This window comes from Sporosarcina saromensis, from assembly GCF_054901285.1.
In genome coordinates this window covers 3,316,006-3,330,857 of the sequence record NZ_CM142738.1, presented here as the reverse complement: position 1 = coordinate 3,330,857, position 14,852 = coordinate 3,316,006, and the positions used below count along the sequence as shown (strand labels likewise).

Genomic DNA, 14,852 nt, shown 5'->3' with positions numbered 1-14,852 from the left:
TAAAATCGTTTGAAAAGAGGTGTGGGTATGGGTTACATTTTGCCATTTCAACCAATTCAATCTGAAATGTATGCGAATCGCATGAATGCCGGGCGGACTAATTTTGCTTATATTAATCGAGTTGAAAAAGTGAAGCTTGATCCAGAACAGTTAGGAAAGTTCAATGATACGTTATTGCAAGAACAGGAGAGGTTAATGGAAGAGAATGAAAATCCGTCTTCAGCAAGTAACCACCCTCCTGCAATGAAAGGATTTATTTACCCAGACCCGACAAACTTGTCTCCCGAAATTGCCTATGTTGTTGGGAAAGGTCTTGCGGTGAATGCATATGTGTAAATGACCGCAGAAGATAATGACTTAGCTGCACAGATGATGAAAAAGAGAGCAGATTTGAAAACCGGCCACCCGGTTATCAAATCTGCTCTTTTCTTTATTAGTTAATTTCTTTCTCCATTGCTCGATGGGGAATATCAGCATCCATGAATTCGGGAGATGTGACGACATACCCAAGTTTCTCATAGAATGGCACTGCATAAGATTGTGCATTAAGCACAATTTTCGTCATGTTTTCAGAACGCGCATATTTCTCCAGTTCTTCCATGATCAAAGAACCTAAGTGTTTTCCGCGAAATTCTTGTAAAATACAAACACGCTCCACTTTTGCAATCCCTTTGTTAATTTCACGAATACGACCTGCTCCAATCGGATTTTCATCAATGTATACAATAAAATGATTGGCTGTCTGATCATATTCATCTATTTCTAATGTAATAGGAACACCTTGTTCATCCACGAAAACTTTTTTACGCACATAAAAAGCATCATCCCGCTCTCTATCTGAGCGGGCAATTTTAACATCTATCAATTTCAGTTTTCCTCGTCAAGACGAAACGTTTCGTATACAGTCCACGATCCATCTTCAAGTTGATAGAGAAGGTGAATGCGGTCAATAATTTCCGTATGGTCAACTCCAACCATCTTCAATTGGCCGATAATATCGTCATGTTCACCTGAACTGAGCTTTTGTGCAATTGTAATATGTGGAACAAAAGAATATTCCGGTGCATTACCGAAGAAATCTTCGTTTAGGTCTTTGTGGAGTGCAAGTAACTCATCATTCTCTGTCACTTTAAAGAAAATGGTATTGGTAATAGGAGCGAATGTGCTCACTTTTGAAACGTTCAGTTCAAATGGTTTGTTTTTATTCGCAACTTCACGGATTGCTTTTGCAACATGTTCTATTTCTTTATCATCTGCTTCGAAAACGCCTTTGACTGTCATGTGTGGCGTAATTAGCGCATAATGTGGGTCATACCGTTTTCGATACCCATTTGCTACGTCTTGAAGTTTCTTGGATGGGAATGCTACGATACCATATTTCATACTAAATGACCTCCTCTTGGAATGTTTAAAACATACATCATATTGCTAATTATAGCAGAATGTATAACAATTTGTCCTCATTGACATCATTCATCTTGAAATGAATGCTGAATTGAACGACGAACATCCTTTTGCCAATGCTTCCACGTATGGTCTCCATCGAACTCTTCATAGAAGTACGAAAACCCTTTTTTCTTAATAAGGGTGTTCAATTGTCGATTCGGTGTAAGGAAATCTTGAACTCCATCCTCTGTTGTCTTCACTTCTGTTTCGTCTTTTCCGATGACATGGTATATGGAAAATGTAGACACATCCTTGTGTGCTTCGACTTTTTCCAATACACTATCATTTACAAATGGAGAATGAAGAATTACTTTCCCAAAGCAATTCGGATATTTTAAAGCGGTCAGCAATGAAATAGTTGCTGCCAGTGAATCTCCTATTAAGCCTCTCCCCGCCCCAATTTGATACGTCGGATAGTGTTCATCGATATAAGGAACCAGTTCATGCGCTAAAAAACGAATATAATTTTCGTGTCGATCCCCGTCCGGGTGATACATTCTCCGCCGTTCGGATACACTTTTATAAGGAATGCCAACAACAATCATATTCCCAATTTCGCCATCATGAACGAGCTCATCCACCACACGGCCGATCCGTCCGTATTGAAAATAGTCTTTTCCGTCTGAAGCAAACAACACGGAGTATTTATATAGTGGAGAGTATTGTTGTGGTAAATGAATGAGCAGTTGCATGTCCTCATTCAGCGCATTGCTATAAAAATTCACTTCTTCAATTTTGCCGTATTTCATTGTCGGTTCCCTCCTAGTTGAGTGTGTACGAAGATTGTACCATAAGGGAGTGAACAGGTATAATGCTTGGACAGGCTATACACCTTTTGTATGGGCAACGAGTTGAATGAAGTGGACGGTACGTTAGAATGAACGTACAATGTAAAGATTTTTGTCATACTATAGTTGATAAATCGAAAGATCATCGAAGGAGGAATTACGTTATGTTTACTGGTAAAAATATTGTCCATTCCGATGTCGTTACAACAGCAACAAAAGAAGCATTGTTCCGAAGAGGCGTGACATTAGAAGACATCGCTAAAATTGTTTATGAAATGCAAGTCCCTTATCATGAGGGATTGGAATTGGATGAATGTGTGGACTCGGTAGAGCGCGTGTTAAGGAAACGTGAACTGCAACATGCAATCCTTGTGGGTATTGAACTCGATGAATTAGCCGAACAGGGCAAACTTTCAGCTCCATTGCAACAAATTGTTGTTTCAGATGAAGGTCTGTTCGGAGTGGATGAAACAATTGCTTTAGGAGCCGTTTTTACATATGGTTCCATCGCTGTAACGACGTTCGGCCATTTAGATAAAAACAAAATCGGCATTATAAATGATCTAGACACCAAAAAAGGGAACGGTGTTCATACATTTTTAGATGACTTAATTGCGAGTGTCGCATCGTGTGCAGCATCTCGACTTGCACACCGTAAACGTGATTTAGACGAAGCAGGCATAACATACCTTGAAGCGAATGCGCAAAAAGACAAACCTTCTCCGAATGAGTGAGAAACGGAAAGAAGAAGTAGGCAGTAATGATACTTCTTCTTTTTTTAGTACTAATGAAATCGGTTGCAAATTACTGAGTATTCCATAGAAAGATTGACAAGTGATTAGATGTTCATGGTAGAATAGTTGGGAGTTAGAAACTAGTACTCTACAAAAGGGGAGAGAGATTGTATGAATAAAAATGGTATGCGTATACTTGCAATTATCTCAATGTTTGCATTGCTTGTTCTTTCAGCATGTGGTGGCAAAGATGATGCAAGTGGGGACAAAACAAAAGAAGACTATGATTATCTGTCTTTATTGACGGGTGGAACACAAGGTACGTACTATGCGTTAGGTGGCGCACTAGCTGATATCATCTCATCTGAAACAGGTGTAAAAACGACTGCTGAAGTTTCACAAGCATCAGCTGCTAACATGACAGCATTAAAAGATGGAAAAGCTGAAATCGCTTTCGTACAAACAGACATCGCGTACTATGCTTCTAAAGGTGAAATGATGTTCGACGGAGAAGTGGTTGACCAAGTATCTGCTATTGGTGCACTTTATCCGGAAACTGTTCAATTGGTTACTACTGAGAAGTCAGGCATTAAGTCATTTGAAGATTTAAAAGGTAAGAAAGTTTCTGTAGGTGCACCAGGTTCAGGAACGTATGCGAACGCAGAGCAACTTCTTGAAATCCACGGTTTGTCTATGGATGATATCGAACAACAAGATTTGGACTTCGGTGAGTCTCAAGAAAGTTTACAATCTGGCCAAATCGATGCAGCATTCATCACAGCAGGTACACCAACAGGAGCGGTTGAAAGCTTGAATGCTGTTGCAAAAGTTTTCATTGTCCCTGTTGCGGATGATAAAGCAGATGCGCTAATCGAAAAATATCAATATTACGCGAAAGAAGTCATTCCAGCTGGAACGTACGGAATTGCTGAAGATACACCGACAGTATCTGTTGGTGCAATGCTAGTCATTCAAAATGACGTACCAGAAGACTTGGCGTATGAAATTACAAAAGCAATTTATGACAACACGTCTAAATTGACGCATCCAAAAGGTGCATTGATCAAGAAAGAAACAGGACTTGATGGTATTGGCATTCCTGTTCATCCAGGTGCTCAGAAGTACTTTGATGAAAAATAAGTAAGTATTGACAAACTGCAAGTAGCGCGGGGCGGTGAAGCAATTAGCTTCAGCCGTCCCATTCTTCATTGCAAGTGAGAAAGGCGGATGGGGAGATGATGCAAAAGAGTGTATGGCTGCCCATTCTACTTCTTATTCTGCTTACCAGCCTCGTTTCTATTTTCTTACCCATACATAAGTCGTTCACCTTTACGGACTATCGATCTGATCATCCAAAGACGTATTATGTAGAAATGGAGAATGATAGGAATTTTCAAATCCGGTATGTTCACTCCATTTTTTTGACAGATGTCATTGAAAGTTATCAAGTGACAGAAACAGATAAACTTCAGTTCCTGTCCATGCAATATGAAGATGTCGGTATCGGTTTACCGGGTTATGCTGAAGAAGGTGAAACGTTGGTTATCGAAGATGGCGTATATACGCTTTCTTACGACGATAACCGTATCCAGTCGTTTGTTCTTTTTGTAGGTGATGTAGATGCTGATTTGGCATTTAAGTATCGTGATAAGGAATTCAACTTGAAAAACTATTTGGCACGGGGGGAGTCGTACAAATTTTGTGTGCAACGCCTATCTTGGTACCAGAAGATGAAAGGAGTTCAGATGAATGGCGAACAATAAAAAGCGGAACCCATCCCAACAGGAGACCGACATTTCATCACATGATACGTTAACTGAAGAACAACAGTTAGAATTACTACAAAAATATGATCCTGAGTCCAATACAAGAAACTTAACGGGTTTCTTCAAGATCATCGTATTTGCAGGATTGCTTGCATTTTCACTATTTCAATTATACACATCCATCGGAACGCAATTTACTGCGTATATCCAACGTTCAGTCCATTTAGGTTTTGCATTGTCATTAATTTTCTTGCTATTTCCCGCGGTAAAAAAACCTGGTGTGAAACGAAACAAAGTTCCTTTTTATGACATACTCTTATCGCTATTGGCGATCGCGGTCGGTCTCTATTGGCCACTATTTTACAATGATTTAGTATACCGTGTCGGTCGCGTATCTGAAATGGATATGTTCATTGGTATCGTTGCTATTCTACTCACACTTGAAGCGGCAAGAAGAGCTGTTGGATTACCAATCACGATTATCTCAGTCGTCTTTATAATTTATGCATTCTTTGGTCGCCATTTCCCAGGTTTCTTAGCACATAGGGGACAAGATTTAGAATCATTGGTCCAACTTCTATTCTTTACGACAGATGGTATTTTAGGTACGCCGATCAGTGTATCTGCAACGTTCATCTTTGTGTTCTTGCTCTTTGGAGCGTTTCTCGTTAAAACAGGCGTCGGGAATTACTTCAATGACTTAGCAGTTGTCCTTGCCGGTCGTTTGACCGGTGGACCTGCAAAAGTTGCGATTTTTTCGAGTGCTCTGCAAGGAACAATTTCAGGAAGTTCCGTTGCGAACGTCGTAGGTTCCGGTTCGTATACGATTCCAATGATGAAGAAGTTAGGGTATCGAAAAGAATTCGCTGGAGGGGTAGAGGCAGCTGCTTCTACAGGTGGCCAAATCATGCCGCCGATTATGGGAGCTGCAGCCTTCCTAATGGTTGAATTTATTGGTGGGGTAACTTATTGGGAGATTGCCAAAGCGGCTGCAATCCCAGCGTTGCTCTACTTTACAGGAATATGGATTATGACGCATTTCGAAGCAAAACGCGTTGGCTTACAAGGAATGTCTCCTGAAGAGATGCCAGACAGAAGGGCGACATTAAAGAAGATTTATCTGTTATTGCCGATAGTCGGAATCATTGTGTTCCTCCTGTTAGGCGTACCAACGATGAAAGCTGCACTATACGGAATCGTTTTAACAATTGTCGTGAGTTTCTTTGATAAAGCAACGAGACTTGGATTTAAAGATATTATTGAAGCACTTGTCGATGGTGCACGTACAGCTCTCGCAGTTGCTGCTGCAACAGCTTGCGCAGGATCATCGTCGGTGTAGTCGTTAAGACTGGATTAGGCTTAAGTTTAGCGAACGGTCTCGTGTCAGCAGCTGGTGGGAATATTCTATTGACACTCATATTCACGATGTTGGCAGCAATTGTACTAGGAATGGGATCGCCGACAACTGCTAACTATGTCATTACGTCTACGATAGCAGCGCCAGCGATTATCTTATTACTAATGGGTGGTGAAATTGGGCCAGGTACAACAGTGCCTGTCGTCATCGCCATTTCTGCACATTTGTTCGTGTTCTATTTTGGAATTATTGCAGATATTACACCTCCGGTTGCATTGGCTGCATTTGCGGCATCCGGAATTTCTGGAGGCGATCCGATAAAAACAGGTGTCAATTCAGCAAAACTGGCCATTGCGGCGTTTATCATTCCATACATGTTTGTCTTCAATCCGGCCTTGTTAATGATTGATGCTTCATTGCTTGAAATTGTATGGGTCACTTTCACAGCAATTGTCGGGATGATTGCGATTGGTGCTGGAATGATCGGCTATTGGTATCGAAAATGTTATTGGATTGAACGGATTATCATCGTTGCGATAGGATTGCTCCTCATTTTCCCAGAAACGATTACGGATGTTGTGGGACTAGGCATGTTTGCACTTCTACTTGCAATTCAGCTCAAGACGAAAGATAAAAATAACAAAAACAAAGTGGCAGTTGCCTCTTAATCAAAAATAGCGATAAGGGCTGTCCGGAAAATCATTGAACACTGATTTTCTGTGACAGCCCTTCTCTTATAAAATGAGTGAGGAAGAAATTCTCTCTATCGTTTCTTTACATTCCATGCAAAAGTCATTTTAAAATAGAAGAATCTGAGACAAGTTCTATAAGCTTTATCAATTAAAAGCCTTCTCGAATGGAACCTTACATAGTAGATGAATCTATCCATAAAGCTCAAAAGCCTGATTGGTCAAAACCAATTTGGCGCGTCTATACTATCCCTAAACTCGATGTTTCCCGCGTTCAATAAATCTTTTGCTGAAGCTAAAGATTTATTGAACAGGTTAATTCCTTCAATTGATTAACGTTTCTTGCAAGCTATGATTAAAATAAATAGCTCTTTACAACGCAGCAAAATTCTGCTGAACGCGGCATACTTCCTCCAAACGCCGCATAAACTCCGAGAACGCAGCATACTTCCTCTAAACTCCGCATAAACCCACAGAACACAAATCAAACACCAACGAGTAGCAGTATGACCGGAATCGTCAATATGCTAATTATTGTCGTGACAAACGTCGTAAAAGAAACTAAATCAGGTTCAGTGCCGAATTGTAATGCAAACATCGTTGTATTGGCTGCTGCAGGCATAGAAGCTTGAATGATCAGAACTGCTCGAAGTACATCATCAACCGGTAAAAATAACAATATAACAGCGGCAATTGCTGGAGATACGAACATGCGAATGATTGTCACTGCTGTTACATATTGATACTTCACTTTTTTTCTAACCATTGCGGCCAATTGCATACCAAGCACTAACATGACCGTAGGAATCGACGCATCAGCTATTAAACTAACCCCTTCCATCAACGTAGAAGGCAGTTCAACAGCAAGTAATTGCAGGATAATGCCAAGAAGTGCTGCATATATGAGTGGCATCCGAATTACACGTTGCAAGGCGTCTTGCCAAGTAGCCCGTTCGCTTGCTCCAATCGATGCAAAGAAAATGCCGAAAGAGTTCATTAGCAGAGATTGAAAAACCATCATGATGACAGCATAGTCGAAACCAATTTTACCGAGTGCGAATAAAACAACAGGTGCACCATAATTGCCGCTGTTCATAAATACCGAGCCTAAAATCATTGCGGATCTTTCAGAACGCGTTGCCTTCATCAATTTTGCTGTACTCCATACAACAATGAACAAAGCGATAGATAATAATAAGCTAAAAACGATTATGTACATATAATTCCAAGTTAACGGATTGCCGTAAAACGTGCGGAATGCTAAAAATGGTGACATTAAGTACAAAGCGGTCATTGAAATCGATTTAATGTCAAAACCTATTAGCTTTTGTCCAATATACCCAATCAAGAATATGAAAAAGACCGGGAAGATAATAAAGAGTAAATCCAACGTATGCCAACTCCTTCAACCGTAGAAATAGCAACCACTATGTTTAATACTATTGGAAAAAAGTTCGTCAGTCGAATGGTTTTTATCGTAACTTTGAAAATTCGTGATTTTATCTGGTGGCTACTAGCAACGATTATGAAAGGAGATTTAAAAGACTTAGAGTAAACCTATTGAAAAATTTTCAGATTTTACCTATAATAGAATGAGATTTCAGAAAGAAAAGACAATGGGGATAACAAATGCTTGTGATATAAAAAAGCAGATTTGTTGATTAACCAGATTGTGGTATTAAAGTGAGAGGAAAATAAGTTGTCGTCATAAACTAGGTGGCTGGAGTGCAGGCGCCGACTCCTGCGGGGGAATAGCACGAATGGTGAGACCCCGCAGGGAAAGCCGTTACGTAGAACGGCTTTTGCGAGCAAAAGTGTAGCGTTGGGAGCAAGGATGCCTTAATTTCCGCAAAGTACGCAGAAATACGGCAAATCGAACTCTTCGTTGTTCGATTGGCTCACCCGTGCCCCGCGGAAAGCGTGCGCCGGAACGCAAGCCAACGGGTCAAAAAATATACTTTTAAAAAAACGGTTAATCAACATGCCTGATAAAAAGGAATTTTTCTAAACTATTCCCATAAACTTTTTTACTCAAATGCGAAGACGTAAATGAACTAGTTAGAGAAAGGTAGGTAGAAGATTTGTTAAAATTATCAAATGTATCTATTGCATATCAACATAAAGTAATTTTAGATGAACTGGATTTAACCGCTCATAAAGGGGAAATTATCGGAGTAGTTGCCCCGAACGGTACGGGTAAGACTACACTATTTAATGTCATAGCCAACTTCGTCAAACCAGATAAAGGTCAAGTCGTCTTTGGAGGAAAGCATACGTATCGGAATGAACGTGAAGAATTACATATCCATAAACAGTTGGTCACATTTCCTGAGCAAAAAGATCTCTTTGAAGAGTTGTCAGGGATTGATCATCTAAAACTTTATGCAAAACTGTGGCAAGGGAATAGTAAAAATGTTCCTATGATTGTTGAGAGACTTCAGATGGGGCATTATGTAAAACGGAAAGTGGGAACCTATTCGCTTGGAATGCGCCAACGACTGTGTTTCGCTATGATGATGGCAGCTGATACACCGATGATGCTAATGGATGAGGTAATGAATGGTCTTGACGTGGACAATGTTGCCCTTCTTTCTGAATGCTTACTAGATATGAAGAGTGATAAATTGATTTTCGTTGCTTCGCATTTATTAGAAAACCTAGATTTGTATGCAGATCGTGTATTGTTTTTAAAAGATGGGACATTCATTCACGAGCAACGTTTCACAAGCCAAAATGAGTGCTTCCTTAAAATTGAAATGTCTCCGGAGCAATATACTGCTCTAAAGAAAGATCTTACGTTACCAAAAAAACATGTCTATGTAGCAAATCACTTATTATGTCTTCCGCTCGATGGGCTCAGTATGGAACAACAGACAGAATGGATGGAGATCATGTTACCATACAATGAGAAAGAGATGACAGTTGGGCCAATGGGGACGGCTGAATATTATGAAATGTACTATTCATCGTAAACATAAAAACGCTTCAATGATTCACAAAAAAGTGCTGATCGATAAAGCACTTTTTTTCTGTCTATACTACAATAGAAGTAACGAACTCATTGAAAGGAATTATCGATTTTGCAACTTACACTGACGTTTATCATTTTAGGCATTACCATTGTTTTATTCATGACAAATAAGCTTCGAGCCGATTTGGTTGCGATGCTTGCGTTATTGACCTTTGTCATTACCGGAATCCTAACACCTGTAGAAGCGTTATCTGGGTTTTCGAATTCTGTTGTCATCATGATAGCGGGCTTATTTATCATCGGTGCAGGTATTTATCGTACCGGTCTTGCGCAAATGGCGGGCACTCTTTTATTGCGCTATTCGGGAGAAAGTGAAAGCCGATTGTTCGTATTGTTACTCGTCATTGTCGCTTCAGTTGGTGCGTTCATGAGTAAAACGGGTACGGTGGCGCTCATGTTGCCGATTGTCATTAGCATTGCAATGAGCATTAAAAGTAGTCCGTCGAAGTATTTGATTCCTCTTTCCTATATGGCAAGTTTTTCAGGATTGCTGACATTGATCGCTTCTCCACCCAATCTAATAGTGAGCCAATTACTTGTCGATAACGGCTATGAAAAATTAGGCTTTTTCCAAATCACGCCAATCGGTATTATCGGTGTTGTGGTTGGTATCGTCTATTTGTATGCGGTACGCAATAAACTGCTTCCAAGTAGTTCTGCCTCTTCTACTACAAATGGCTATGCATCATTAGCAACAAAACAATTGGCCATTGATTATGAATTAGGTGGAAAGTTGTTCAAAGTGAAAGTACCTGAAGGCTCATCATTGGTAGGAAAACGTCTTGCACAATTAAAAATTCCAGCTACGTACCATTTATGCATTTTAAAAATTAGTCGTAAATCGGTTGAAGGCATGAACTTAATGCCTATGACGTATCAAGAAATGGCTGGTCCAAACAGTGTGATCCAAGAGAAAGACCGACTATATATCCAAGGAAGTGCAGCTAATCTCGAGAAATTCATCCAAGCGTTTGGGCTAGTTCGTGAAGAAGCGACTTCAGAAACGGAAGAACTAGTATCCAAACAGTTAGGCATTGCAGAAGTGTTATTGACGCCCCATTCTAAACTGATCAATGAAACAGTGCGAAGTATTAATTTTCGTGAAAAGTACAACTTGAATATTTTAGGGATTAATCGACAAGGGGAATTTGTTGTCAAAGATATGTCCAAGCAAAAGCTGCGTTTTGGAGATGCGATTCTCGTGCAAGGTGCTTGGGATTCAATTGAACTGTTATCGAAAGAAACGAGGAATGTGGTTGTCATCGGTCAACCGAAAGAGCATGCAAGTGTCGCTTCTGCAAGCGGAAAGGCTGCAATTGCAGGAGGAATCATGGCACTTATCGTTCTGCTAATGGTGCTCGAAGTGTTTCCAGCAGTCATTTCGGTCTTAATTGGCGCAGCCTTAATGATCTTAACCGGCTGTGTACGCAATATGGATGATGCTTATGGGCAGATTAACTGGGAAAGTATTTTGCTAATTGGTGCCATGTTACCGATGGCGACTGCACTTGAGAATACAGGGGGCATGGTGTTGCTTTCTGAAGGGATTATTCAACTCTTAGGCGGGGTAGGGCCAATGGGCGTCCTTGCAGGAATCTTCTTTTTGACAATGCTGTTTGGGCAATTCATAAGCAATACAGCAACAGCGGTTCTGTTTGCTCCCATCGGAATGAGTGCAGCGTTAAGTATAGGTGTCAGTCCCTATCCATTCTTAATTGCTGTAGCGGTAGGAGCGAGTATGGCATTTTCCACACCAGTAGCTTCTCCAACGAATGCTCTAGTCATGACTGCGGGGAATTATAAGTTTAAGGATTTTGTAAAGATTGGCGTCCCGCTACAATTTATCATGTTCATTGTCATGATGATTGCCATTCCACTCTTGTTTCCGCTTAAATAAAACCTATGCTATGATAAATAAAACTACTTATCTGAAAAAGGAGTATGATTGTTATCGCTATCAATGCATATGTAACATTCAATGGAAATTGTCGACAAGCAGTGGAGTTTTATGCGGACGTATTTAATGTGGAAAAACCTGAATTCATGACATTTGGTCAAGCCCCACCGAATCCGGAGTACCCATTACCTGAAGAAGCTCATGATCGAATCATGCACACACGTTTGACAATAAACGATGATGTGATCATGTTTTCAGATACATTTCCAGGTTCACCCTATGTCGTTGGAACCAACGTAAGCTTAGTGTACGTGAGCAAAGATGAACAAGAATTACGATCCATCTTTCATAAGCTGAAACAAGGTGGTCGTATTTCAATGGACATTCAAGAGACTTTTTGGAGCAAATGCTACGGATCGGTAAAAGATCAATTTGGCATCGAATGGCAAGTAAGCCATGAGGAATAAAAAAGAGCCTGGGATAAATCATAAAAAAATGCATGAGGCAAATTCGCCGGCATGCATTTTTTTCTGTTTTTACAATGTTTCTTGTTCATATTCACGAGTAGAGCGCAGAGGAACGGTCTATGAACCTAAATCCCATTAATGGATCGCAGACTTAAACGCGGCGCCGTGTGTCTCTTGTATATTTGTAATTGTCACAAAGGCTGACGGATCCATATCACGTACGATCTGCTTCAACTTGGAGATTTCCAAGCGGGTAATGACGACGTAAATAATTTCTTTTTCGTTGTCGTTATAACCACCTTTACCGTGAAGCAAAGTGACACTGCGGCCAAGTCTTTCCGTAATAGCGGCGCGCAATTCTTCGTACTCGTCAGATACGACTATGACCGCTTTCGTATCTTCCAACCCTTGTATAATGATATCAATTGCTTTTGAAGCAATGTAATACGTCAAAATGGAGTACATCGCTTTTTCCCACGTTAAGACAAAACCTGCCCAGCCAAATATGAAAATATTAAAGAACATGACGAATTCGCCCACGGAAAAAGGGATTTTTCTTGTCAATAAAATACCAAGAATCTCTGTACCATCTAATGCCCCGCCATTTCGAATGACGAGTCCGACACCTGCACCTAGCAAAATTCCGCCAAAGACGGTCGCGAGCAAGGGATCGGTGACAAATGGACCTACCGATTTTAATGGGAATTCAATAACGGCTAATAATACAATCGCGACAGATGAAGAGATGAAGAAGTTCTTGCCGATGTGTTTATACCCGAAGAAGAGAAACGGTAAATTGATGATGAGAATGAGAATACCAAACGGAATGCCCGTCATGAAATTCAAGATAAGTGAAATTCCGATGATTCCACCATCGATGACCGAGTTGGGTATTAGGAAGAGCTCCAACGCGACTGCTGCTAATGTAACCCCAATAAGTATGAAAAAGTAGCGTTGGATAAGACTTCGAAACGTTTCCTTTTTATGTTCTTTTTTCACGACAATAAGCTCCTTTTTAGCACTAGTTTCACTAGTTATATCGTACTATGTACCTCGAATCTCAATGCATTCTATACATTATTGTAGTATATCACTGAAATCGCTTTCAAAAAAACTATTGACTCCTTTTGAAAAACTGTATATTATTCTATTAACGACCAATTAGCGACAAATTTTAATTTTACAAAAAAATAATTATTTATTGGAGGGGTACCGATGAAACAACCAGAGAAAAAGAAGATTGGATTCTTCATGGCAATTTTGCCACTACTCATTATGATAGGTGTTATGCTTCTGACCGTCGTGAAACTGGAGCAAGGTCCACATATGCCTTTAATCGTCGGTACAACGACCGCAGCTTTAGTCGCTTGGCGATATGGATTTACGTGGAAAGAAATCGAAGAAATGATGTATAAAGGAATTAAGCTTGCATTACCAGCTGTCGTCATCATAATGCTAGTTGGATTGACAATTGGTTCATGGATGGGCGGCGGTATCGTTGCGACAATGATTTACTATGGTTTGCAAATCATTACACCGGGTTGGTTCTTAGTCGCAATTACAATCATTTGTGCAATTGTTTCCTTAGCAATTGGTAGCTCGTGGTCTACAATGGGAACGATTGGTGTTGCAGGTATGGGAATTGGGTTAAGTATGGGAATTCCTGCCGGGATGGTCGCAGGAGCAATTATTTCAGGTTCTTATTTTGGTGATAAAATGTCACCGCTTTCAGATACGACGAACTTAGCATCAGGTTTGACAGGGACAGATCTTTTTGATCACATTAAGCATATGTTGTATACAACCGTTCCTGGTTTACTAATTGCACTTGGGGTTTATGGTTTTTTAGGAAGACGGTTTGCAGACAGCAATTTGAACTTGGAACAGATCGCACAAACGTCTTCAGTGTTACAAGAGAGTTTCCTCATTACGCCATGGTTACTGCTCATTCCGTTAGCAGTTATTGTGCTCGTTGCATTAAAAGTACCAGCTATCCCTGCACTTATTGTCGGTATTATCCTTGGATTCTTATCACAAATTTTTGTTCAAGGCGGTTCATTAGCAGGGGCGCTTGAAGCATTACAAAGTGGTTTTGCAATTGAAACAGGCAATATGATGGTCGATAAGCTGTTCAATGGCGGTGGCTTGGATTCCATGATGTATACCGTTTCAATGACGCTTGTCGCAATGACGTTCGGAGGAATACTTGAGTATTCAGGTATGCTTCAGTCAATTATTAATGAGCTCATGAAAGGTGTTAAATCATCTTTTTCATTAATCACATCAACAATTGCAACTTGTATTTTTACAAATGCAACTTGTTCAGAACAGTATATTTCAGTCGTTGTTCCGTCAAGAATGTTTTCAAAGCTGTATAAAAAAATGGGGCTACACTCGAAAAACTTATCCCGTGCATTGGAAGACGGTGGGACGATTACGTCAGTATTTATCCCTTGGAATACATGTGGGGTATTCATATTAGGTACATTAGGTGTTGGGGTTGCTCAATATGGTCCTTATGCAATACTCAATTTAGTTATTCCGTTGATTTCAATTATTTATGCGGCTACTGGTTTCTCTATTGTCAAAATGACGAAGGAAGAAATGGAAGCGGCAAAAAAAGAACAATTGGATGATAAAGTCCAAGTTGAAATGTAAAAAAAGAGGCTGTCCATTT

At 40.2% G+C, this 14,852-nt stretch carries 13 protein-coding genes and 1 pseudogene; 9 read left to right on the top strand and 5 right to left on the bottom strand.

Going from position 1 to position 14,852, the window contains the following annotated elements; translation table 11 throughout:
• Positions 1-27 precede the first annotated feature (27 nt).
• Positions 28-336: a hypothetical protein gene (locus tag ACVHUV_RS16970; RefSeq protein WP_462085389.1), complete on the top strand. Its 309-nt coding sequence runs from the start codon at positions 28-30 to the stop codon at positions 334-336.
• Positions 337-433: 97 nt separating this feature from the next.
• On the opposite strand, the gene ACVHUV_RS16965 is transcribed toward ACVHUV_RS16970, so the two are convergent.
• The 3 genes from ACVHUV_RS16965 to ACVHUV_RS16955 form a co-directional block, all read right to left on the bottom strand.
• Positions 434-865 (bottom strand): GNAT family N-acetyltransferase, encoded by a 432-nt coding sequence (locus ACVHUV_RS16965; RefSeq protein WP_317942569.1) that lies wholly within the window; start codon positions 863-865, stop codon positions 434-436.
• A 2-nt stretch (positions 866-867) separates the two neighbouring features.
• A complete protein-coding gene (locus ACVHUV_RS16960; protein ID WP_317942570.1) occupies positions 868-1,383 on the bottom strand; it encodes a YjcG family protein in 516 nt (171 codons plus the stop codon).
• Between the two features lie 86 nt (positions 1,384-1,469).
• Positions 1,470-2,195, bottom strand: a complete 726-nt coding sequence (locus ACVHUV_RS16955; RefSeq protein WP_317942571.1) for an alpha/beta hydrolase — start codon at positions 2,193-2,195, stop codon at positions 1,470-1,472.
• A gap of 203 nt (positions 2,196-2,398) precedes the next feature.
• Between ACVHUV_RS16955 and ACVHUV_RS16950 the strand changes: the two genes are divergently transcribed.
• The 4 genes and pseudogenes from ACVHUV_RS16950 (at position 2,399) to ACVHUV_RS16935 (ending at position 6,759) form a co-directional block, all read left to right on the top strand.
• Complete coding sequence (locus ACVHUV_RS16950; protein WP_317942572.1) at positions 2,399-2,968, top strand: phosphatidylglycerophosphatase A family protein; 570 nt, start codon at positions 2,399-2,401, stop codon at positions 2,966-2,968.
• Positions 2,969-3,139: 171 nt separating this feature from the next.
• Positions 3,140-4,108 carry a TAXI family TRAP transporter solute-binding subunit gene (locus ACVHUV_RS16945; protein WP_462085388.1) on the top strand — a complete coding sequence of 323 codons (969 nt, stop codon included), beginning with the start codon at positions 3,140-3,142 and terminating at the stop codon, positions 4,106-4,108.
• A gap of 95 nt (positions 4,109-4,203) precedes the next feature.
• Complete coding sequence (locus ACVHUV_RS16940) at positions 4,204-4,731, top strand: DUF1850 domain-containing protein (protein ID WP_462085387.1); 528 nt, start codon at positions 4,204-4,206, stop codon at positions 4,729-4,731.
• Positions 4,718-6,759, top strand: a pseudogene (locus tag ACVHUV_RS16935) (TRAP transporter permease). Before ACVHUV_RS16940 ends, ACVHUV_RS16935 begins: the two are co-directional and overlap by 14 nt.
• Before the next feature lie 505 nt (positions 6,760-7,264).
• On the opposite strand, the gene ACVHUV_RS16930 reads toward ACVHUV_RS16935, so the two are convergent.
• The gene (locus ACVHUV_RS16930; RefSeq protein ID WP_371389225.1) at positions 7,265-8,170 is read right to left on the bottom strand and encodes an AEC family transporter; all 906 of its coding nucleotides are present in this window, start codon (positions 8,168-8,170) and stop codon (positions 7,265-7,267) included.
• A 691-nt stretch (positions 8,171-8,861) separates the two neighbouring features.
• Between ACVHUV_RS16930 and ACVHUV_RS16925 the strand changes: the two genes are divergently transcribed.
• The 3 genes from ACVHUV_RS16925 to ACVHUV_RS16915 all read left to right on the top strand — a co-directional run bounded on the left by ACVHUV_RS16925 (position 8,862) and on the right by ACVHUV_RS16915 (position 12,175).
• Positions 8,862-9,752, top strand: a complete 891-nt coding sequence (locus ACVHUV_RS16925; RefSeq protein ID WP_371389226.1) for an ATP-binding cassette domain-containing protein — start codon at positions 8,862-8,864, stop codon at positions 9,750-9,752.
• A gap of 159 nt (positions 9,753-9,911) precedes the next feature.
• Entirely contained in the window at positions 9,912-11,708 is a 1,797-nt protein-coding gene (locus ACVHUV_RS16920) for an SLC13 family permease (protein ID WP_462086934.1), read from the top strand.
• A gap of 44 nt (positions 11,709-11,752) precedes the next feature.
• The gene (locus ACVHUV_RS16915) at positions 11,753-12,175 is read left to right on the top strand and encodes a VOC family protein (RefSeq protein ID WP_462085386.1); all 423 of its coding nucleotides are present in this window, start codon (positions 11,753-11,755) and stop codon (positions 12,173-12,175) included.
• Between the two features lie 135 nt (positions 12,176-12,310).
• Here the strand turns inward: ACVHUV_RS16915 and ACVHUV_RS16910 are convergent, their stop codons facing one another.
• Complete coding sequence (locus ACVHUV_RS16910) at positions 12,311-13,174, bottom strand: YitT family protein (RefSeq protein ID WP_462085385.1); 864 nt, start codon at positions 13,172-13,174, stop codon at positions 12,311-12,313.
• Between the two features lie 216 nt (positions 13,175-13,390).
• On the opposite strand from ACVHUV_RS16910, the gene nhaC reads away from it, so the two are divergent.
• Positions 13,391-14,833, top strand: a complete 1,443-nt coding sequence (gene nhaC, locus ACVHUV_RS16905; protein WP_462085384.1) for a Na+/H+ antiporter NhaC — start codon at positions 13,391-13,393, stop codon at positions 14,831-14,833.
• Positions 14,834-14,852 lie beyond the last annotated feature (19 nt).

What these genes read in the sequence shown, in the direction of transcription:
- nhaC (WP_462085384.1), top strand. Translation starts at nt 13,391, where the DNA reads ATGAAACAACCAGAGAAAAAGAAGATTGGATTCTTCATGGCAATTTTG.
- ACVHUV_RS16955 (WP_317942571.1), bottom strand. Translation starts at nt 2,195, where the DNA reads ATGAAATACGGCAAAATTGAAGAAGTGAATTTTTATAGCAATGCGCTG.
- ACVHUV_RS16970 (WP_462085389.1), top strand. Translation starts at nt 28, where the DNA reads ATGGGTTACATTTTGCCATTTCAACCAATTCAATCTGAAATGTATGCG.
- ACVHUV_RS16945 (WP_462085388.1), top strand. Translation starts at nt 3,140, where the DNA reads ATGAATAAAAATGGTATGCGTATACTTGCAATTATCTCAATGTTTGCA.
- ACVHUV_RS16915 (WP_462085386.1), top strand. Translation starts at nt 11,753, where the DNA reads ATGATTGTTATCGCTATCAATGCATATGTAACATTCAATGGAAATTGT.
- ACVHUV_RS16960 (WP_317942570.1), bottom strand. Translation starts at nt 1,383, where the DNA reads ATGAAATATGGTATCGTAGCATTCCCATCCAAGAAACTTCAAGACGTA.
- ACVHUV_RS16950 (WP_317942572.1), top strand. Translation starts at nt 2,399, where the DNA reads ATGTTTACTGGTAAAAATATTGTCCATTCCGATGTCGTTACAACAGCA.
- ACVHUV_RS16920 (WP_462086934.1), top strand. Translation starts at nt 9,912, where the DNA reads ATGACAAATAAGCTTCGAGCCGATTTGGTTGCGATGCTTGCGTTATTG.
- ACVHUV_RS16940 (WP_462085387.1), top strand. Translation starts at nt 4,204, where the DNA reads ATGATGCAAAAGAGTGTATGGCTGCCCATTCTACTTCTTATTCTGCTT.